This is a genomic window from Amycolatopsis sp. NPDC004368 (assembly GCF_053602515.1).
In genome coordinates this window covers 24380-44940 of the sequence record NZ_JBSGDT010000042.1, presented here as the reverse complement: position 1 = coordinate 44940, position 20561 = coordinate 24380, and the positions used below count along the sequence as shown (strand labels likewise).

17 protein-coding genes are annotated in these 20561 nt (G+C 72.0%); 9 read left to right on the top strand and 8 right to left on the bottom strand.

Features of this window, described 5'->3' with window-relative positions:
- Positions 1 to 44: 44 nt before the first annotated feature.
- From opcA to ACWEOE_RS36520, 6 genes are all read left to right on the top strand, one after another.
- Positions 45 to 1079: a glucose-6-phosphate dehydrogenase assembly protein OpcA gene (opcA, locus tag ACWEOE_RS36545; protein WP_452017438.1), complete on the top strand. Its 1035-nt coding sequence runs from the start codon at positions 45 to 47 to the stop codon at positions 1077 to 1079.
- Positions 1076 to 1852, top strand: a complete 777-nt coding sequence (pgl, locus tag ACWEOE_RS36540) for a 6-phosphogluconolactonase (protein ID WP_452017436.1) — start codon at positions 1076 to 1078, stop codon at positions 1850 to 1852. The genes opcA and pgl overlap by 4 nt, the downstream gene beginning before the upstream one ends.
- A gap of 474 nt (positions 1853 to 2326) precedes the next feature.
- On the top strand, positions 2327 to 3493 hold the full coding sequence (locus ACWEOE_RS36535) for a sensor histidine kinase (protein ID WP_452017487.1): 1167 nt from the start codon (positions 2327 to 2329) through the stop codon (positions 3491 to 3493).
- Between the two features lie 129 nt (positions 3494 to 3622).
- A complete protein-coding gene (locus ACWEOE_RS36530; protein ID WP_452017434.1) occupies positions 3623 to 4435 on the top strand; it encodes a helix-turn-helix domain-containing protein in 813 nt (270 codons plus the stop codon).
- Positions 4436 to 4488: 53 nt separating this feature from the next.
- Positions 4489 to 5718 (top strand): FAD-binding oxidoreductase, encoded by a 1230-nt coding sequence (locus ACWEOE_RS36525; RefSeq protein ID WP_452017432.1) that lies wholly within the window; start codon positions 4489 to 4491, stop codon positions 5716 to 5718.
- Positions 5715 to 6317 carry a dihydrofolate reductase family protein gene (locus ACWEOE_RS36520; RefSeq protein WP_452017430.1) on the top strand — a complete coding sequence of 201 codons (603 nt, stop codon included), beginning with the start codon at positions 5715 to 5717 and terminating at the stop codon, positions 6315 to 6317. Before ACWEOE_RS36525 ends, ACWEOE_RS36520 begins: the two co-directional genes overlap by 4 nt.
- 313 nt (positions 6318 to 6630) lie before the next feature.
- Here ACWEOE_RS36520 and ACWEOE_RS36515 read toward each other — a convergent pair whose 3' ends face one another.
- The 6 genes from ACWEOE_RS36515 to ACWEOE_RS36490 form a co-directional block, all read right to left on the bottom strand.
- A complete protein-coding gene (locus ACWEOE_RS36515) occupies positions 6631 to 6975 on the bottom strand; it encodes an RNA polymerase-binding protein RbpA (protein ID WP_220238699.1) in 345 nt (114 codons plus the stop codon).
- Between the two features lie 90 nt (positions 6976 to 7065).
- Positions 7066 to 7296 carry a preprotein translocase subunit SecG gene (gene secG, locus ACWEOE_RS36510; protein ID WP_220238698.1) on the bottom strand — a complete coding sequence of 77 codons (231 nt, stop codon included), beginning with the start codon at positions 7294 to 7296 and terminating at the stop codon, positions 7066 to 7068.
- Positions 7297 to 7414: 118 nt separating this feature from the next.
- Entirely contained in the window at positions 7415 to 8200 is a 786-nt protein-coding gene (gene tpiA / locus ACWEOE_RS36505) for a triose-phosphate isomerase (RefSeq protein WP_452017427.1), read from the bottom strand.
- A complete protein-coding gene (locus ACWEOE_RS36500; RefSeq protein WP_452017425.1) occupies positions 8200 to 9414 on the bottom strand; it encodes a phosphoglycerate kinase in 1215 nt (404 codons plus the stop codon). Before ACWEOE_RS36500 ends, tpiA begins: the two co-directional genes overlap by 1 nt.
- A 5-nt stretch (positions 9415 to 9419) precedes the next feature.
- Entirely contained in the window at positions 9420 to 10424 is a 1005-nt protein-coding gene (gene gap / locus ACWEOE_RS36495) for a type I glyceraldehyde-3-phosphate dehydrogenase (RefSeq protein WP_452017423.1), read from the bottom strand.
- A 510-nt stretch (positions 10425 to 10934) separates the two neighbouring features.
- The gene (locus ACWEOE_RS36490) at positions 10935 to 12119 is read right to left on the bottom strand and encodes a winged helix DNA-binding domain-containing protein (protein WP_452017421.1); all 1185 of its coding nucleotides are present in this window, start codon (positions 12117 to 12119) and stop codon (positions 10935 to 10937) included.
- A gap of 67 nt (positions 12120 to 12186) precedes the next feature.
- On the opposite strand from ACWEOE_RS36490, the gene ACWEOE_RS36485 reads away from it, so the two are divergent.
- The 3 genes from ACWEOE_RS36485 (at position 12187) to ACWEOE_RS36475 (ending at position 15637) form a co-directional block, all read left to right on the top strand.
- A complete protein-coding gene (locus ACWEOE_RS36485; RefSeq protein WP_452017419.1) occupies positions 12187 to 12831 on the top strand; it encodes a LysE family translocator in 645 nt (214 codons plus the stop codon).
- A 166-nt stretch (positions 12832 to 12997) separates the two neighbouring features.
- Entirely contained in the window at positions 12998 to 14587 is a 1590-nt protein-coding gene (locus ACWEOE_RS36480) for an alkaline phosphatase D family protein (RefSeq protein WP_452017418.1), read from the top strand.
- A 204-nt stretch (positions 14588 to 14791) separates the two neighbouring features.
- Complete coding sequence (locus ACWEOE_RS36475) at positions 14792 to 15637, top strand: membrane protein (RefSeq protein ID WP_452017416.1); 846 nt, start codon at positions 14792 to 14794, stop codon at positions 15635 to 15637.
- Between the two features lie 4 nt (positions 15638 to 15641).
- On the opposite strand, the gene ACWEOE_RS36470 is transcribed toward ACWEOE_RS36475, so the two are convergent.
- Together ACWEOE_RS36470 and ACWEOE_RS36465 are read right to left on the bottom strand one after the other, a co-directional pair.
- Entirely contained in the window at positions 15642 to 16031 is a 390-nt protein-coding gene (locus ACWEOE_RS36470; RefSeq protein ID WP_452017414.1) for a DUF6401 family natural product biosynthesis protein, read from the bottom strand.
- A 42-nt stretch (positions 16032 to 16073) separates the two neighbouring features.
- The gene (locus ACWEOE_RS36465; protein ID WP_452017412.1) at positions 16074 to 20561 is read right to left on the bottom strand and encodes a hypothetical protein; all 4488 of its coding nucleotides are present in this window, start codon (positions 20559 to 20561) and stop codon (positions 16074 to 16076) included.

The window sequence follows — 20561 nt, the reverse complement described above, 5'->3', positions numbered from 1 at the left end:
CGCCGACTGGGTGCGGGTATCCCGCAAGAACACTGGAGGCGTCCGTGATCATCGACCTGCCATCCACCACGACTTCGCAGCTCAACAAGAAGCTGGTGGAGATCCGCGACCAGGGCGGCCAGGTCGCGCTGGGCCGGGTGCTGACCCTGGTCATCGTGGCGGACGACGACGCCAAGCTCGAGGAGGCCATCGAGGCTGCGAACCACGCGAGCCGGGAGCACCCGTCGCGCGTGATCGTGGTCGCGAAGGGCGCCCGCACGGCGGCTCCGCGCATCGACGGCCAGATCCGCGTGGGCGGCGACGCCGGCGCGAGCGAGGTCATCGTGCTGCGCCTCTACGGGCCGCTGGCCGCGCAGGGCCAGAGCGCGGTCGTGCCGCTGCTGCTGCCCGACGCGCCGATCGTCACCTGGTGGCCGGGCGCCGGCCCCAAGGCCCCGGCGGAAGACCCGCTGGGGCAGATCGCGCAGCGGCGCATCACCGACTCGGCCGCGGAGAAGAGCCCCATAAGGGCGCTGACCACGCGGGCGAAGGCCTACGTGGAGGGCGACACGGACCTGGCGTGGACGCGGCTGACGCACTGGCGTGCGCAGCTCGTGTCGGCGCTCGACCTGCCGCCGTACGAGAAGATCACGGGTGCGACCGTGACCGGTGAGGCCGACTCGCCGTCCACGGAGCTGCTGGCGGGCTGGCTCGCCGAGTACCTCAAGGTGCCGGTGAAGCGGATCAAGAGCTCCAGCGCGCAGGGCATCATCTCCGTGCAGCTCGAACGGCGTTCGGGTTCGGTGGAGCTCACTCGGCCCGACGGCCGCGTCGGCACGTTGACGCAGCCGGGCCAGCCCACGCGGCGCATCGCGCTGCAGCGGCGGAGCAACCCGGAGTGCCTGGTCGAGGAGCTGCGGCGGCTCGACCCGGACGAGGTCTACGAGGCTTCGCTGCACGGGCTGCCGAAGATCGCCGCGCCGACCGCGGCGGCGAAGGCGCCGGCCACTGCGAAGGCGGCCCCTGCCGCGAAGCCGGCGGCTGCCAAGGCCCCGGCGAAGAAGGCCGGCAAGGCCAAGGCGGAAAAGAGCACTTCGTGAGCCGGACGGAGGTCGTCGTCTACGGGAACGCCGACCTGCTGGCGGCGGCCGTGGCGGCGCGGCTGGTCACCCGGATCGTCGACGTGCAGGCGGCCAAGGGTTCGGCGTCGGTCGTGCTCACCGGCGGTGGCACGGGCATCGCGGTGCTCGAGGAGCTGAACCGCTCGAGCGCGCGCGACGCGATCGACTGGTCGCGCCTCGACGTCTACTGGGGCGACGAGCGGTTCGTGCCGGCCGGCTCCGACGAGCGCAACGAGAAGGGCGCGCGCGAGGCCCTGCTGGACCACGTGCCGCTGGACCCGAAGCGCGTGCACGTGATGGCGCCGTCCGACGGCGAGTTCGGTGCCGACGTGGACGCCGCGGCCGCGGCGTACGCGCAGGTGCTGGCCGCCAACGCGGGGCCGGACGAGGGCGGCGTGCCCGCGTTCGACATCTGCCTGCTCGGGCTCGGCGGGGAAGGGCACACCGCCTCGGTGTTCCCGGACTCGCCGGCCGTGCACGAGACGGGGCTTTCGGTGGTGGCGGTGCGCGACTGCCCCAAGCCGCCGCCGACCCGCGTGTCGCTCACGCTGCCGGCCATCCGCCGGGCGCGTGAGGTGTGGCTGATGACGGCTGGCGCCGCCAAGGCCGAGGCCGTGTCGCTGGCTCTGTCGGGTGCGCCGGAGGTGCAGGTGCCCGTGTCGGGTGCCCGCGGCTACCGGCGGACGCTGTGGCTCCTGGACCGCTCGGCGGCCGGGAAGCTGACGAAGGTGTACGAGCCGCCGACCGCGTAGGTCCTGTTCTGCTCGAAGGCCGCTCCGGGTTCGCCCGGGGCGGCCTTCTTGCTGCGCTTTTGCTGTCTTGCGCTGTCCTGACCGTGGGTTTCCGGTCCCGCTCGTCCGGCTGACCCGCGCCACCCGGAAGCGTGAAGATCATTCATGTGCCGAACGGACCAGTGACGACTACTCCGAAGAGCGGCTCACCAGTATGTGGAATCACCCGTAAGGTGAACGTAGGGTGTTGTGATCGACACAAGGTGACGTCAGACTTCTGCGGGTCACTTGCTTGCCGTAGTGATGGAGATCAGACGACCAAAGTTGTGGATCCGGGTGAAACTTACCGTCGTCACACGTCTTCTCGTTAGCATCCGCACATTTGTTGCTCGCCGCGCGTCCCGATCGGGTGTCCGGCGCATCTCATCACCAAGTCCACAAGACGAATGGGGTCGCCGCATGAGCACTGAGGGACTCTCGATTCCAGGAATCTCGATGGGCAGCCCCGGCGCGGGGGCGGCCGATCGGGTCCGGAAGTTCAGCCTGGGCCGTGCGTTCGCCTCGATCCGCCGGCCGTTCGCGACGACGGTCGGGGTCGAGACGGTCGCCGTGCTGCTGGCTGTGCTCGACGTGTGGCTGGTGATCCCGCCGAAAGCCCCGCCGTATTCGATCTACCTGTCGGCCGCGGCCTGCCTGGCCGTGGTGCTGCGGCGGAAGTTCCCGTTCCTCGCGGTGGTGCTGGCGGTGCCGGGCTTCCTCGCGGGGTGGGCGCAGCTGGCGTCGATGATCACGCTGGGCACGCTCGCGACCAAGCGCCAGATCCACTGGCAGACCTGGGTGGGCGCCGGGCTGGTGTTCACCTGCCGGTTCGTGCAGTGGCCGCTCGACGACTTCGCCCAGCTCAGCTGGCGCGAGCACGTGCTCGACGGCATCTACGGCGTGCTCGTGGCGGGCATGCCCATCGCGATCGGCCTGCTGATCGGCGCCCGCGCGGAGATCTCCGCGAAGCTCGCCGAGCTGGCCACCAGCCGCGACCGCGAACGCCGCTTCCACGCCGACGCCGTGCGCGCCGAGGAACGCGCCCGCCTGGCGCGCGAGATGCACGACGTCGTCTCCCACCAGATCACCCTCATCGCCATGCAGGCCGGCGCGCTGCAGGCCCAGACCACCGACGGTGCGTCGCTGCAGACCGCGCAGGTCATCCGCCAGCTCTCCACCCGCACGCTGGAGGAACTGCGCTCGCTGGTGAGCGTGCTGCGCTCGGGCGCCGAGGACGACGGGCCCCGCCCCGGCATCGGCGAGCTCGACCACCTGATCCGCACGGCGGACGTCCCGGTGCACCTGACCGTCGAACGCCTGCCGGACACCGTGCCGAGCCAGGTGTCGGCCGCCGCGTACCGCACGGTGCAGGAGTGCCTCACCAACGTCCACAAGCACGCCCCCGGCGCCACCGCCACCATCCGCATCCAGGGCGGCAGCGGCGCGTTGAACATCGAGGTCCGCAACGAACGCGCGGCCCGCGCCGGCGAGCACCTGCCCTCGGGCGGCCACGGCCTCACCGGCCTCGCCGAACGCGCCCGGCTGCTGGGCGGCAGCTTCGAAACCTCGGACACCGAAGACGGCGGCTTCCGCGTGCGGGCCAGGTATCCGCTGGACCGCTGATCCGGGTTGTCCCGGTCCCCCGCAGGTCGAAGGGGTGGCCCCCTGGTGTGCGCCGCGATCCGGCGTGACGGGGGTGCCACCCCTTCGCCGCGTCTTGACGCCGATCCGCTCGCACGCTTCAGTGCCGGGGTGACCTCGTACGTCGAGCGGCCGCCGGTGCCGCAGCTCGCGGGCGTGGTGCGCACCGTCTGGGTCCAGCGGACCGGCGCCGCGCCCTACGTGCAGCGCCACCTGCCCACGGGCGGTGTCGAGCTGCACTGGCCGATCGGCGGGCGGCCCCGGCTGCTCGGCCCGCTGACGGGCCCGCACGTCGAGGTCATCCCGCCGCACACCACGCTCGTCGGCACCCGGTTCCGGCCCGGTGCCACGCCGCCGCTGCCGGCGGCGCTCGACGACCTGGTCGACCAGCGCGTGGGCCTGGCCGAGCTGTGGGGTGCGCCGGCCGAGCGGCTCGTGGACGCGGTGGGCGGCGCGGCGACGCCCGAGCTCGCGCTCGACGTGGTCCAGGCGCATCTGCTGCGGGAGTTCCGCGCGGCCGGTGGCGCGGACCCGTTGGTGAATGAGGCCGTGCGGGCGTTGATGCCGTGGCACAGCGTCGACATCGCCGCGCTGGCCGGTCACCTCGCGCTGTCGCCGAGCCAGCTGCGCCGCCGGTGCCTGAACGCCGTGGGGATGGGTCCCAAAGTGCTCCAGCGGACGCTGCGCTTCCAGGGGTTCCTGGCGCTGGCCCAGGCCGGTGTCACCGCGTCCGGGCGGCTCGGGGCGGACGGCGTGGCCGGGCTGGCGGTCGACGTCGGGTACGCGGACCAGGCGCACCTGAGCCGCGAATGCCTGCGGCTCACCGGCCTGACGCCGCGCGGCCTGCTCGGCGGGGACGTCGATCGGTGCCTGTGCGGGCACGACCACGCTGCGTCGTACGCGCCCTTCCTCGCCGGGCGCTGAGCGTGCGCGTTTTGTTCAAGAAGCCCGGGCGGTGCGCTTCGTAGGGTCGGGGCATGGTTGAAGTCTTCCGCCCCGGCTCCCCCGGCTACGAAGCCGTGCGCCGGCCCGTGAACCCGGCGTTCCGGGACGTGCGGCCGCGGCTCGTGGCGCGGTGCCGGTCGGTCGCGGACGTCGTCGCCGCTCTTCGGCACGCGGCGTCCACGGGACTTCCCTTGGCCGTGCGCGGCGGCGGGCACTGCTTCGCGGGCCGGTCGTCCACGGACGGGATCGTGCTCGATCTGTCCACAATGGATGAGGTGAGCGTGGCCGCGATCGGTGGTGGCGCAAGGCTTTCCCAGGTGTACTCGGCGTTGCACGCCCACGGCCGCACGTTGCCCGCCGGGTGCGGGCCGACCGTCGGCATCGCCGGCCTCACCCTCGGCGGCGGGATCGGGCTGCTGGGCCGTGAGCACGGGCTGACGTGCGACCGGCTCACCGGCGCGCAGGTGGTGCTCGCCGACTGCCGCGTCGTCGAGTGCGACGACGAGCGGGAGCCGGACCTGTTCTGGGCGTTGCGGGGAGGCGGCGGCGGACACTTCGCCGTGGTGACCTCGCTGCGGTTCAACCCGGTGGCCTCGCCGGTGATGACCCGCGTCGAGGCCGTCGCGATCGACGGGCTCGCGGAGCTGGTGTCGGCTTGGCAGGACTGGGCGCCGGACGCACCGGACGGGCTCACGGTGAACCTCACGCTGACGTCCTCGCCGGGATCTCCCCTGGTGGCGCGGTTTTTCGGCGCTTCGACGCTGGGTGAGGCGCGAACGCGCGCGCTGCTGCCCGCGATGTCCGTCCGGGGTGGCCTGTCCGTTCCCGAGTTGAAGGGCACGTTCACGGCGCCACCTGAGGATCGGGCGGTGCGGATCCGGTCGGAGTTCTTCGCCTCTTCGCTGCCGGATCGGACGCTGTCCGCCCTGCTCGACGGACTCGGCGAGCCACGGGCGTCGGGGCAACGGGAGCTCGCGTTCACCGCGATGGGCGGCGCGTACAACCGTGTCGCGTCCGAAGCCACCGCCTTCGCCCACCGGAGCGAGCGCTTTCTGCTGGAGCACATCGGCGACGGCCCGTGGGTGGACCGCTCATGGGCGGCCGCGCACGGCTCGGGTCACGTCTACCCGAATTTCCCCGATCCGGCCCTCGCCGACGAAGCCACCGCCTACCACGCCGGCAACCTCGCCCGGCTGAAGGCGGTCAAGCGGGCGTATGACCCGCACGGATTTTTCGTTTCCCACTTGATGGAGGAAAGATGAGCAAGGTCATCAGCGCCCACGCCGTGTCGGTCGACGGCTTCATCAGCGGCCGCACCCCCGACGGCCGGGAGGAGTTCGGCCGCGGCCTCGGCGACGCACCCACGCTGTTCGACTGGTACTTCACCGGGGACACGCCGAGCCGCGTGTTCGACGGGTTCAAGCTGAGCGAGCCCAGCGCCCGCCTGTTCGACGACCTCGCGAGCCGCCTCGGCGCGGTCGTCGCGGGCCGCACCACCTACGAGCACTCCGGCGGCTTCGGCAGCGGCAGCCCCCATCCGACCGCGCCGCTGGTCGTCGTGAGCCACCGCCCGGTGACCGACCTGGCCGGCACCCAGGTCCAAGCCCCGACCGTGGCCGACGCCGTCGCCACCGCCCGCACCACCGCGGCCGGCAAGGACATCGGCCTCATGGGCGGCGCCCTGGCCACGGAGGCCCTGAAGGCCGGCCTCGTCGACGAACTGGTCCTGCACCAGGTCCCCATCCTTCTCGGCGGGGGGCGGCCGTTCTTCCACGCACTGCCCGCGCACGTGTCGCTGCGCCTGATCGAGGCGGTCGTGGCGCCTGGTGTGACGCACTTGCACTACGAGGTGCTGCGCTGATCGCACCGGGTCGGCGTGCTGGGTCTGACGGCACACACCCCCGCCCGGCAAAACCCCCGCCCGGCCTGGGGGGGGCGTCCCTTGTCCAGTCTATCGGCCACCCCCGACAAAACCCGGGGCGAAGCCGCACAGCGGCCGAGTTGTCCACAACTGCGTGCCGTTGTGGACAACTTCGCTGATGCTCCGGTTGACCAGCGTCAGCGGTACACAGCCGGGTTGAGAACGGCGGCCGCGGTGGGTCGGAAAGGCCCCAGAACGCACGAAACCACCGTCGTCGGTTGATCAACCGACGACGGTGGTTTCGAGAGAAAAACTAGATCAGTTCCCGACGCTGGCGCAGCCGCTCGAGGGCCTCCGCGAGGATGGCTTCGCCGTCGGCGTCGCTGCGGCGCTCCTTGACGTACGCGAGGTGCGTCTTGTAAGGCTCGGTGCGAGGCGCGGCGGGCGGGTTCTGCTCGTCCTGTCCACCGGGCAGCCCGCAGCGCGGGCAGTCCCACTCGTCGGGGATTTCGGCCTCCATCGCGAACGACGGGCGGGCCTCGTGGCCGTTTGCGCACCAGTAGGAGATGCGGCGCCGCGGCGCCGACTCACCCCGCTCCGATTCGCCCGAAGGACCGGCACCCACCCGGGTGCCGCGAATCGCGTTACCGCCAACCATGAATCCTCACACCTAGGAATCGGCGGCGCGCCCCCCAATAGGCACGCCGATGCACGCGGGGCAGCGAGCCGCCCCGAGCGGGGAGTCCGGTCAGACCTTGAGCAGCAGGCCGAGGCCCACGATGCTGATCAGCCAGATCGCACCCAGCAGCAGGGTGATCCGGTCGAGGTTCTTCTCGGCCACGCTCGAGCCCGAGAGGCTGGACTGCATACCGCCGCCGAACAGCGACGACAGACCGCCACCCCGGCCGCGGTGGAGCAGCACGGCCACCACCAGCAGCACGCTGGAGACGATCAACAGGATTTGCAGGAACAGCTTCATGTCATCCTCTGTGGTCTTCGGAGAATGCAGGGGCACGGCTCGAAAGCAACCGTACCCCTGGACTCGTCCACTGCTGTGTGACGGACCGGATACACAGGTTACCCGGTAGTGGCCTCGATCAGGGCAGGGGGCCACCCGCCGCGAGTGCGCAGAGTTTGGTGAACTCGTCACCGTCGAGGCTCGCGCCACCCACGAGAGCACCGTCGATGTTCTCGCAGCCCACCAGCTCGCCCACGTTGCCCGACTTCACCGAACCGCCGTAAAGCACCCGAACGGCCGAAGCGATCTCGTCGCCGTACTTCTCCGCGAGCACCGTGCGGATGGTCTTGCAGACCTCCTCGGCGTCGGCGGGCGTCGCCACCTTGCCGGTGCCGATGGCCCACACCGGCTCGTACGCCACCACGACGTCCTTGACCTGCTCGGCCTTGAGCCCCTTGAGGGCCTCGAGCAGCTGGTTCGTCGCGTGCGCGTGGTGCTCGCCGGCCTCGCGGACCTCGAGCTTCTCGCCCACGCACAGGATCGGCGTGATCCCGTGCTTGATCGCGGCGCGCACCTTCTTGCCGACCAGCTCGTCGGTCTCGGCGTGGTACTCGCGCCGCTCCGAGTGGCCGACGGCGACGTACTTGCAGCCCAGCTTCGCGAGCATCGGGCCCGACACGTCGCCGGTGTAGGCACCGGAGTCGTGCGGGGACACGTCCTGCGCGCCGTAGGTGAGCGACAGCTTGTCGCCGTCGGTGAGGGTCTGCACGCTGCGGATGTCCGTGAACGGCGGCAGCACCGCCACGTCCACCTTCGCGTAGTACTTCTCCGGCAACGCGAAGGCGATCTTCTGAACCAAGGCGATCGCCTCGAGGTGGTTCAGGTTCATCTTCCAGTTGCCGACGATCAACGGCTTGCGCGCCACTAGTTCTTCTCCTCCAACGCCGAAACGCCGGGCAGCTCCTTGCCCTCCAGGTACTCCAGGGAGGCACCGCCGCCCGTGGAGATGTGGGAGAAGCCGTCCTCGGGCAGACCCAGCTGCCGCACCGCGGCCGCCGAGTCGCCGCCGCCGACCACGGTGAACGCGTTGCTGCGCACCAGCGCCTCGGCCACGGCACGGGTGCCGCCCGAGAACGCCTCGAACTCGAACACGCCCATCGGGCCGTTCCAGAACACAGTGGCGGCGTCGGCCAGCTTGCTCGCGAACAGCTCACGCGAGGCCGGGCCGATGTCGAGGCCCTGGCGGTCGGCCGGGATGGCCGTGGCCGCCACGACCTCGTGCTCGGCGTCGGCGGCGAACTCGGTGGCAGCCAGCACGTCGACCGGCAGCACGAGCTCGACACCACGCTTCTCGGCTTCGGCGAGGAAGCCCGACACCTGGTCGAGCTGGTCGGCCTGCAGCAGCGACTGACCCACCTCGTGGCCCTGGGCCTTGAGGAAGGTGTAGGCCATGCCGCCGCCGATGAGCAGGCGGTCGACCTTGGTCAGCAGGTTGGCGATCACGCCGAGCTTGTCCGACACCTTCGCGCCGCCGAGCACCACCACGTAGGGGCGCTTGACGTCGTCGGTGAGCTTCTTCAGCACGTCGAGCTCGGCCAGCACGAGGCCACCGGCGTAGGCCGGCAGCACCGCGGCGATCTCGTACACCGAGGCCTGCTTGCGGTGCACCACGCCGAACCCGTCGGACACGAACGCGCCCCCGGGCACCAGCGCGGCCAGCTCGGCGGCGAGCTCGCTGCGGTCGACGGCGTCCTTGCTGGTCTCGCGCGCGTCGAAGCGCACGTTTTCCAGCAGCACCACGCCGCCGTCGGCGAGGCCGCCGACGAGCTGCTTCGCGGAGTCGCCCACGAGGTCACCGGCGAGCGGGACCTCGGCGCCGAGCAGCTCGCCCAACCGCTGCGCGACCGGCGCCAGCGTGTACTTCGCGTCGGGCTCGCCCTTCGGGCGGCCCAGGTGCGCCGTGACGACGACCTTGGCGCCCGCGTCGGCGAGCTTCTCGATCGTCGGCAGGGCCGCGCGGACGCGGCCGTCGTCGGTGATCGTCGACCCGTCGAGCGGGACGTTCAGGTCGCTGCGCACGAGTACGTAGCGGCCCTGAACACCTTCGGCCAGCAGGTTTTCGAGGTTCTTGACCGTCATCGGGTTCAGGAGAGCTTCGAACCGACGAGCTTGACGAGGTCGGCGAGGCGGTTGGAGTAGCCCCACTCGTTGTCGTACCAGCCGACGACCTTGACCTGGTTGCCGATGACCTTGGTCAGCGGCGCGTCGTAGATGCACGACGCCGGGTCCGTGACGATGTCGGCCGACACGATCGGGTCGTCGCTGTAGCGCAGGTAACCCGACAGCGGGCCCTCGGCAGCGGCCTTGTACGCGGCGTTGACCTCTTCGAGCGTCGCGGACTTGGTGAGGGTGACCGTGAGGTCGGTGGCCGAGCCGGTCGGCACCGGCACGCGCAGCGCGTAACCGTCGAGCTTGCCCTGCAGCTCCGGCAGCACCAGGCCGATCGCCTTCGCGGCACCGGTCGAGGTCGGCACGATGTTCAGCGCGGCGGCGCGGGCGCGGCGCAGGTCCTTGTGCGGCGCGTCCTGCAGGTTCTGGTCCTGCGTGTAGGCGTGGATGGTGGTCATCAGGCCCTGCTCGATGCCGAACGCGTCCTGCAGGACCTTGGCCAGCGGGCCGAGGCAGTTGGTGGTGCAGGAGGCGTTGGAGATGATCACCTGCGAGCCGTCGTACTTGTCGTCGTTGACGCCCAGCACGATCGTCAGGTCCTCACCCTTGGCGGGCGCGGAGATGATGACCTTCTTCGCGCCGCCGGCGATGTGCGCCTTGGCGGCGTCGGCGTTGGTGAAGAAGCCCGTCGACTCGACGACGACGTCCACGCCCAGGTCGCCCCACGGCAGGTTCGCCGGGTCGCGCTCCGCGAGGGCCTTGATGGTCTTGCCGTCGACGACGATGCCGTCGTCGCTCAGGCTGACCTCGCCCGGGAAGCGGCCCAGGATGGAGTCGTACTTGAGCAGGTGGGCCATCGTCGCGACGTCGCCGAGGTCGTTGAACGCGACGACCTCGATGTCGTGACCGCTCGCCTTCACGGCGCGGAAGAAGTTGCGGCCGATCCGGCCGAAGCCGTTGACACCTACGCGAACGGTCACTGCTGCCACTCCTCTTTGTCGTGCTTTTCGAACCGGGGCCCGCGCCCCGGAAGACTTCGGACTCGGCGCAACCCTAGCGTGCGGGCACGGCCGACCCTGACTGCCCCGACGAGACTTCCACCACTGCGCCGAACCGTCAAGAATCGATTAAGAAGCCAGCTCACGAGCTTGCGACAGGAAATCCGGGGGTGTCACGGACGTGGGTGTGGACCAGTGGCTTGATCGGTCTTGGTGCCGGGGTTCACGCGGCGGGTCGGGGGTCGGGTGCGTCCGGAAGGTCGGGTCCCGGAGTGCGGGATCGACGAGGCGGCAGGACGCGCCCGGAGCAAGGCAGCCCGCGGCGACCGCTTCGGGCCGCTGCCGGCTGCGGGGTGAGCGGCGACCGCTTCGGGCCGCTGCCGGCTGCGGGGTGAGCGGCGACCACGCGGACGTCTCGTGTGTAGACCGTCGCGGCTGCTCGGCGTGCTCGGTCGGCCGTCGTCCTGCCCGCCGCCGCGGCGAAGCACGCATTCACGCCGAGAGCTCCTTTTCCGCCGGTGTCCTGAACTTCGGCACCACCCGCGTCTCCCCCAGCCACGACCGCAGGCGCGCGGCCTCGGCCTCCAGGGCGGTGCGGCGGTCGGCCCCGACGTCCTCCAGGAGGCGCAGCGCGATGTCCCCGTCGGGGCGCTGGGCCCACGCGCCGACGACGCGGCCGTCACACCAGGCGGTGGGGCCGATGTTGCCGCTGCGGTCGAAGAGGGCGGTGCGGTGGGGGCCGAGGTACCAGTCGCGGGTGGACCAGCCCATCGGCGTGGGGTCGAGGGCCGGGAGGAGGGCGACCCAGGGGCCCGGTTCGGCGACCGGGTCGAGGTCGTCGGGCAGGGCGATGCCGGGACCCTCGTCGAGGTCGACCTCCGCCGGGGCGATCACCGCGAGGGCCTGTTTGGCCTGGGTGGCCGTCCAGCCCGTCCACCACCGGAGGTCGGCGACGGGTGCCGGGCCGAAAGCGTGCAGCCAGCGGCGGGCGAGGGCGACGCGGGCGTCCGCGGGGGAAACCGCCGGCAGGCCGCCGGGGAGCCAGCCGTCGAGCGGGGCCCAGTGGTACTGCGTGCTGAGCCAGGTGCCGCGCGGGCGGCCGCGCACGATGCGGCCGTCGACCGCGAGCTGGAAGAGCACGCGGCTGGTGACGTTGCCGATGGCGGCGTACGGCTTGCCCTGCGCCATGTGCAGCTGCTGGCGCAGGCGGGGCTCGTCGTCGGCGAGCTGGGCAGCTGTCGCGGATCCCCTGGCGCGCAAGGCTTTCTCCACGCTCGCGGTGACCTCGGCGAGCCAGCCCGGCGGATCGTCGACGTTGGCGGGGTGACCGATCGTGCCGAGGTGCTGTTCGAGCAGTTTCCGTTGCCGCACGGCGATGTCGGCCGCGCAGCCGGCCTGCACGAGCGCGGCCGTGGGCACGTCGGTGACGAACACCGTGCGTCGCATGCCGAGCAGGCGCAACAGGGTCCGGTCCTCGTACAGCGCTCGCTCGACGTCGGCCACCACGTCGCCGCCCGCCAGGCGCGCCCACGCGGCGAGGAACACCGACGCCGGGTCGGTCGCGTGCAGGGCGACGACCCCGGCGGCGGCTTGCTCGACGGTCGCCGCGGGGGCCGCGAGGTGGTGGCGCACGCCGAGCCGGGCGCGGCGCTGCGCGAGGGAGATCTTCACGGGCATGTTGTACCAGCGGGGTCCGACAGAAAACGTCTCGTCGCGGCGCCACCACGCGTTCTACGCTCGGCTGATGGTCACGCCTGCACACTTCGCGGCCTTCGCCGCCCTCACGTTCCTCATGGTCGTGGTCCCCGGCCCGAGCGTGCTGTTCACCATCAGCCGCGCGCTCACCGTGGGCCGCCGCGATGCGTTGCTCACCGTCGTGGGCAACGCGGCCGGCGTGTACACGCAGGTGGTGGCCGTCGCGTTCGGGCTCGGCGCGATCGTCACGACGTCGGCGGCGGTGTTCACCACGATCAAGCTCGCGGGCGCGCTGTACCTCGTCTACCTGGGCGTGCAGGCGATCCGCAAGCGCCGCAAACTCGCCGACGCCATGGCCACGGCCGTGCGCACCACGCCGGGCCGCACGCTGTCGGTGCTGCGCGTGGGCTTCGTCGTCGGCTTCGCGAACCCGAAGTCGATCGTGTTCCTGGCCGCGCTGCTCCCCCAGTTCGTCGACCCGGCCGCGGGCTCGGTGCCCGCGCAGATGCTGCTGCTCGGCCTCTGCCTGCCGGTGATCGCGCTGGCCAGCGACAGCGCGTGGGCCCTGGCCGCCGGCACGGCCCGCACGTGGTTCGCCCGGTCTCCTCGCCGGCTCGAGCTCGTCGGCGGCACCGGTGGGCTGGTGATGATCGGACTGGGTGCGACGCTCGCGTTCACCGGCCGCAAGGATTAGCGGGCAAAGCGCTTTTTTGCCTTTCTTGCCGTGGGCTTGCCTTGGCAAGCGAATATTCGCCGGGGCTTCGGACTTCGTTGCCTGAACCTCGTGTCGCTGCCTGAAAAGGTGATCGATCGGCGGCCGCTTCCGCGGTCCGATCGTCACCGAAAGGATCCCCACCGACATGAGCCACTCCGGCGAGCCCACCCTGAGCAGACGCAACGCACTGGCGCTGGGCGGGCTCGGCACCGCGGCCGTGATCGTCGGCGGGTCACTCGCCGACCCCCGCCCGGCAGCCGCCACCCCGCCGTACTTCGACCACCCGTTCAAGCTCGGCGTGGCCTCGGGCGACCCGCTGCCCGACGGCGTGGTGCTGTGGACCCGGCTGGCGCCCGACCCCCTCGCAGCGGACGGCAACGCCGGCATGCCGCCGCAGTCGTTCGGCGTCCGCTACGAGGTCGCCGAGGACGAGAAGTTCAGCCGGATCGTCCGGCGCGGCGCGGTCGAGGCCACGCCGGCGCTGGGGCACTCGGTGCACGTCGAGGTGTCCGGCCTGGCGCCCGCCCGCGAGTACTTCTACCGCTTCCGCGTCGGCCCGGCGATCAGCGCCGTCGGCCGGACGAAAACCGCGCCCGCCTTCGACGCCTCCCCCGAGCGGCTCCGGCTCGCGGTGACCAGCTGCCAGAACTACCCCGCCGGCTACTTCGTCGCCTACCGCGACATCGTCGCCCAGGACCTCGAGCTCGTCGTGCACCTCGGCGACTACATCTACCAGGGCCCGTCCGCGGGCGAGGCTTCGCTCGACCGCGCCCACGTGCCGCCGGTGGAGATCACCACCCTGGCCGAGTACCGCCTCCGGTACGCGCAGTACAAGACCGACCCCCTGCTGCAGGCCGCGCACGCGGCGATGCCGTTCCTCGTCATCCCAGACGACCACGAGGTCACCAACAACTACGCCGACGACATCGGCGGCGGCCAGTCCGGCGCCGCGTTCCTCGCCCGCCGGGCCGCGGCTTACCAGGCCTACTTTGAGAACATGCCGCTGCGGCGCGTGGCGATGCCGACGGGGCCGGACAGCCAGCTCTACCGCCGGGTGCGCTTCGGCACCCTCGCGCAGTTCCACCTGCTCGACACCCGCCAGTACCGCTCCGACCAGGCGAAGTGGACGGCCAAGACCGCCGTTGGCGGGTACGCCCCGGGTGCGCTCGACCCGAACCGCACGATCCTCGGCGACGCGCAGGAGAAGTGGCTGCAGGACGGCCTGGCGAGCTCGACCGCGCGGTGGAACATCATCGGCAACCAGACGAAGTTCGCGCCGTTCGACCACCAGGCCGGCCCCGGCGTCTCCTACGACTCCACCGACAACTGGGGCGAGGGCTACGTCGCCGACCGCGACCAGCTGTTGCAGTTCATCGCGGAGCACCGCCCGGCCAACCCGGTGGTGATCACCGGAGACGCGCACCGCAACTGGGTGTTCGACCTCAAGGCCGATTTCTCCGACCCCGCCTCGGAAACGCTGGCCACGGAGTACCTCGGCTCGTCGATCAGCAGCGGCGGCGACACCAACCCGACGACGGTGTTCGGGCCCACCGCGGACAACCCGCACCTGAAGTTCCAGAACAACCAGCGCGGCTACATCCAGGTCGACGTCACGCCGCTGCAGTGGCGCGCGGACTTCCGGGTGTCGGACACCGTGCTGCGCCAGGACGCCCCGCTCTACACCCTCGCCACCTTCGTCACCGACGACGGCAAACCCGGCGCCCGGCGCGTCTGACCACTCCCCGGCGGGGGCCGCCCCACCGCCCCCGCCGGGCACCTCCCCGCGATTTCGGCACGCCGCCGGAAAATGCCCGGCCGATCCCCTGGGTTCGCGGATTCATAACGCTGAAAACTGCGTGTATGCGGATCCCGAAGGGGTACACGGCGCTCCATCCGGGTGGCCGGCAGAGGCAGCCCATTTCGAACAGGGAGCTCAGTCATGGCCACCTCCTCACTGGCCGCCATCGACGTCGGGCGGGGGATCTCCGACGCGTGGAGCACCGTCGCGACGTTCGTGCCGAAACTGCTCGTGTTCCTGATCATCCTCGTGATCGGGTGGTTGATCTCGAAGGCGATCGCGAAACTGGTCGACAAGCTGCTGCACCGCGTCGGCTTCGACCGGCTCGTGGAACGCGGCGGGTTGAAAACAATGCTCGACCGCTCGAAGTTCGACGCGTCCAACCTCATTTCGAAATTGCTGTACTACGCACTTCTGCTGATCACGCTGCAGATCGCGTTCGTGGTGTGGGGGCCGAACCCGGTTTCGGACCTGCTGACGGCCATCGTCGCCTGGCTGCCGCGCGCGGCCGTCGCGATCATCATCATCGTGGTGGCCGCCGCGATCGCGCGGGCCGTGAAGGACCTGATCTCCGGTGTGCTGTCGGGCGCGTCCTACGGCAAGGTCCTGGCGACGATCGCGTCGATCTTCATCTGGGGCCTGGGCATCATCGCCGCGGTGAACCAGATCGGGATCGCGACCACGGTCACGACCCCGGTCCTGATCACCGTGCTGGCCACCGTCGGCGGCATCGCCGTGGTGGGCGCCGGCGGCGGGTTGATCAGGCCGATGCAGCAGCGCTGGACGCGCTGGCTCGACCGCGCGGACGACGAAATCCCGCGGGCGGCCGAACAAGCCCGCCAGCGTGGCCGCGAAGACGCCGTTGCGCGCTCCGACACCCCGACCGAGGCGTTCCCCACTCCATCGGGCACGGCCGGCGCGCCGCCCCGGCACACCCGGGCGGAGCAGTCCGGCGACGAGGCGATCCCACCCGACACCCGGCTGTGAGCGCTCAGGCCAGGGACGGCAGATCGGTCGGGGACGCGACGAGCGGCCCCGACCGGTGCTCCCGCGCCAGCCGGCACACAGCCAGCAGGCGCAGCTGGACCCGCGAAGCCGTGGCCCACCCCGCGATGTCGGCGACCGGGGTCCACGGCCGGCCGGTGTCCTCCTGGACCTGCTCGATGAGGCCGTGGGCGTAGGACGCCAGCAGCACCGTCGCGGCCACCGACGCCGACTCGTCGACGCCGAGCACGAGAATGTCGCGCACCGCGGCGGCGTGCTGGTCCACCGCCGCGGCGAGCGCCGGAGCCGCCGCCATCGCGGGCCAGCCCGTCGCCAGCCGATCCGCCAGATCCCGCAGCGAGCGCCGCGCCCGGCGCTCGAACCGTCCAGTCAGCACCGGCTCACGGTAATCCCGACGGACGCCGGCGCTCCAGGCCGGTCACGCGGATCGTTCGTCCACCGCCGCCACCTCGGGCTCGGCGGGCTCGGCGGGCTCGGCGGGCTCGATCGTCTTCGCGAACATCCGGGTCGCCGACAACCGGGCGACGCCGTCCGGATCCCCGAGATCCTCCAGCGAGCTGCGGATCGTCGAGTCCACCGACAGGTACTTGCGCCCCGCCCGCAGGTCGGCGTCGTTGCGGAGGCGAACGATCAACGGGAACTCCGCGAGAGCCCCGGCGTCGAACAGGCCCGTGGTGTAGATCAGCTGCACGCCCAGGGCCTCCGCGACGGCCCGTTGCAGCTCCAGCAGGTACCCGGCCGAAGCGCGGCCGATCGGGTTGTCCAGGAAGAGCACGCCGGAGTGGCGGTTGCGGGCCTTGCCGCGGTTGTTGGCGCGCAGGGCGGCGAGCGTGCAGTACAGGATGATCGCCGCGGTGAGCTGCTGGCCGCCGGAGAACACGTCGCGGATTTCGGACACGCGCTGGCGTTCGGTGCGCAGCACGGAGTCCGGCTTGAGCATGTCGACGCGGAAGCCCTTGGGCGCGGCCACCATCACGCCCCGCAGCACGAGGGACAGGCCGTCGCGCTTGACGTCGCGGCCGTCGGCCGTTTTGCCGACCGCGGCTTCGTCCACGACCTCGCCGAGTTTTTCCGCCAGGACGTTGTCCTCGAGCTCGGTGAAGCGGATGCGCAGGAACTCCTGCCCCGACCAGTCGCCGAGGCCGTCGGGCAGCCGGGACACGCGCTGGGCCGAGCGCAGGGTGCGCAGCGCGCCGTCGACCATGCCCTGCAGGCGCGTGATGATGCCGCCGCGGTGGCGGTCGATCTGGGCGAGGTCGTCGGTGAGGGTGCGCAGGCGCGGCCGCAGCGCTTCGGCCCACTCGGCGGCGTGGCCGGGCAGCTGGTCGCGCTTCACCGCGATCACCTGCTGGCGCACGGGCGTGCTCAGCTTCTCGAACCGCTTCTCCGTGGCGTACTGCGCCAGCTGGTCCGCGGCCGCCCGCACGCGGCGGTCGCCGGTGTCGGCGGCCTCCTGCGCGGACGTCAGCACGCTGTTCAGCTGGGAGTGCTTGGCCCGCGCCGATTCCACGTCGCCGTCGTAGGCCGCGGCCGGAGCTTCGGGCAGCAGGTGCGCCAGCGATTCGCCGAGCAGCCCGAAGCCGGACGCCGACGCCTTGGCCGAATCCAGCGTCGCCTCCGCCGCGGCACGACGTTCCTGCAGTTCTTCCCACGTGCGCGCGGCCGCCGACACCTCCAGCGAAGCCGCGTCGATCAGCTCCAGGCCGTGCTCGATGTCGCGCGGCCGCTCGCCCGGCGAGGCCGCGCCCGTGTGCAGCGGCAGCACGTCCAGCTCGGCCCGCCGCGTGGACACCAGCCCGATGGCCTCGGTGCGGTCCTCCTCCACGGCGTCGACCACGCGCCGGGCACGGGCCAGCGCCGCGGCGCGAGCGGACGCGTCGGAGCCGTCCGGTGTTTCCAGCAGCTCCGCCGCCCGCGCGCGCACGGCCTCGTCGAGCGACTCGAGCGCCGACCCGGCGGCCGCCTCCGCCGACTCGGCCTGCTCCAGTTCGGCCCGCAGGTCGCTGCCGACCTCGACCTTGGCGTACGCCTCCGACGCCGACGCGAACGTCCGCCGCAGTGCGTCCACGGGCTCGGCCGGCGCTTCGGCGTCTTCGGTCACCTCGGCCGCGCCCGGGACCTCGGCCAGCTCGGAGCGCGCGGTGGTCGCCGTGCGGCGGTGGCCGTCGGCGGTTCGCTGCTCCTCCGCCGCCTGCTCACGCAGCCGCGCCGCGCGGGCCGCCGCGTCGGCCGCCGTGGCCTCCGCGCGCTCGGCGATCTCCGTGGCCCGCTCGACCTCCTCGGTCCACTCGGCGACGCGCGTGGCCCGGGTCGAGAGCTCGCCCAGCCGGCGTGCCTTCTCCTCCCCCTCGGCCACCGCGGTCCGCAACGCCGGCACGCGCTCGCGCAGCACCGCCGCTTTCTCGCTCAACCGCGCGAACTCCGCCTCGCCCTGCCCCAGTGCCGTCTGCGCGGTCTCGCGCGCCACGCGGGCGCTTTCGGCCTGCTCGGCCAGCGTCGCGATCGCCCCGGCCGGGTAGTCCTCGCGCCAGGTCGTGAGCTTCCACGTGAGCGCGCCGTCGGTGGCGAGCGCGCCGGCCAGCTGCTCCAGCCGCCGCTGGCGTTCGGCGTGGCGCAGCGCCACGGCCTCGCGTTCGGTGTCGGCCGCTTCCTCGTCGTACATCGCCGGGTTCGGCGGCACGAGGAACTCCACCCCCGCCGCGGCCCCCTCGGCCCGCTGGAACGCTTCCGTCGTGCCCACCGCGATCACCGCGCTGGGCAGCAGCCGCCCGGCCGCCAGCACCTCACGCGCCCGCGGCACCTGCGCAGCGTCGTTGAGCAGCACCCCCGCGACGAGCTGCGGCAGCCGTTCCAGCACCTCGTCGCGCCGGGAAGCGTCCAGTTTGGACAGATAGCGCCAGCCCGACCAGGCCGTGATCCCGGCTTCCTCCAGGGCATCGAGGGCCATCTGCACATCGTGCGGGGGCGGCAGCAGGCCGCCGGAGCCGAGGGCGGCCAGAGCGCGCTCGTCGGCCGACTCCTCCATCCGCAGCGTCGTCTGCTCCTTCTCCACGGCCGCGCTCGCCTCGCGAAGGCGTTGCAGCAGCACGGGAAGGTCGCTCTCCAAGCGCACGTCGTCGGCGCCGAGCAGCTCGACGAGCCGCGGTTCGGCGGCCAGCGCGTCCGTACGCCGGTGAGCCCGGTCGAGGTCCTCGGCCGCGCGCACGAGCCGGTCCTGAGTGGACCCGGCGAGCTGGTTGGCCTCGTTCACGGCCCGTTGCGCCGCCTGGAGGTCCTCGCTCGCCCGATCCAGCTCCTGCTCTCGCCGCACCAGTTCGGCCGCGGCTTCGTCGGCTTCGGCGCGCGCGGCCCGGGAAGCCTCGGCGACGTCCGCGCCGGCCGCCAGGAGTCCACTTCGGACAGAGCCCGAGATTTCCTCCCGCAGTTCGGCGATCCGGGCCGCCAGGCCACGTGCCTCCGCCCGCCTCGACGCCGCCAGGTTCGCGGCCTCGTCCCGGTCGGTCTGCGCCTTCTCGGCCTCGGCGCGCAGCGCGTCGGCGTGGGCCTCGGCCTTGTCCGCCTGCCGCTGGGCGTCGCGGGCCAGCGCCGTGAGGCCGCGTGCCAGCGCCGAAGCCGCCGCGTTGCGGGCCGCCAGCGCGGGTTTCGCCTTCTCCTCGCGGTTGCCGACGAGCTCACGCAGGTCCTTCGCCTTGCGCGCCGCGTTCAGCTGGTTCAGCACGGTCGCGGTCTCGCGCCACGCCTCCGCCGCCGTCTTCGCGTCGGCGAGCTCGGCGTCCACGCGCTTGCGGGCTTCCTGCGCTTCCTCCAGCCGCAGCACGGCGACGAGCCGGCGCAGCTCCGTGACCCCCGCGGCCAGCCGCCGGTGGTCGCCCTCGGCCAGCTTCTCCGCCGAGGTCACCTCGTCGACGTGCGCCTCGAGCCCCGAAAGCCGCGCGTTCTCCAGCTCGTTGCGCGCGTGGATGCGCCCGGCGAGCTCACGCAGATCGGCGCGGGCCGACTCGGCGATCCGGCGCGACGCGGCGGCCACCCCTTCCTCGTCGGCGAGCGGCCCGAGCAGCTCGAGCGCGCCCTCCACGAAGTCCTTCTCCGCCAGCAGATCGCCGCGCTGCGCGAGGTTGTGCGCATAAGTCGACACGACCTCGGCGAGGTCCTTCGGCTCGTCCTCCGACACCACCGCGCGCAGCAGGAACTCCACGAACGCCTCGTCGGTGGAGAACTGGAACGCGTCGGCCGCCTCGCCCTCACCCGCGTTCATCGCGCGCTGGTAGCGGAACAGCTCCGTGTCGAGGCCGAGCGAGTCGAGCCGGCCGGTCCACTCGTGGTGCCGGCGCGTCCACGACAGCTCCAGCTCCGGTTCGGCCATGGCCGCCGCCGCGATGCGGTCGTGGAAGCCGGACATGGTGAGCAGCCGGCCGTCCTCGGTGAGCGGCAGGGAATCGAGCCCCAGCTCCTGCGTCGGACGGAAGCAGTACCAGGAGTCCACGAGGTTCTCCGAGTCCGCCGACGTCACGTGCCCGCGCCACTCCGACACCTTGCCGGTGATCACACGGTGGCCGGTCTCCACGTGCAGCCACTCCAGCGCGACGTGCGAGACGTCCTTGGCCGCCACGAACTTCTCCAGCACCTTGGTGCTCGTGGTGCCCACGACCTGGCGGCGGCCGGGCAGCATCACGGAGAAGATCAGCTTGATCAGCACCGACTTGCCGCCGCCGTTCTCCAGGAAAAGCACGCTCGCGGGCGAGGGCCGGCGCACCGGTCCCCCGGCGTGGACACCGGCGTTGAACAACGCGTCCTGCTGCGGCGCGGTGATGGTGGCGCCGACGCCGCTGAAGTCCAGCACCACGTCCTGGTAGCGGGCGCCCGCGGGGCCCACCGAGTGCAGGCGGACCCGCGAAAGCTCGTACAT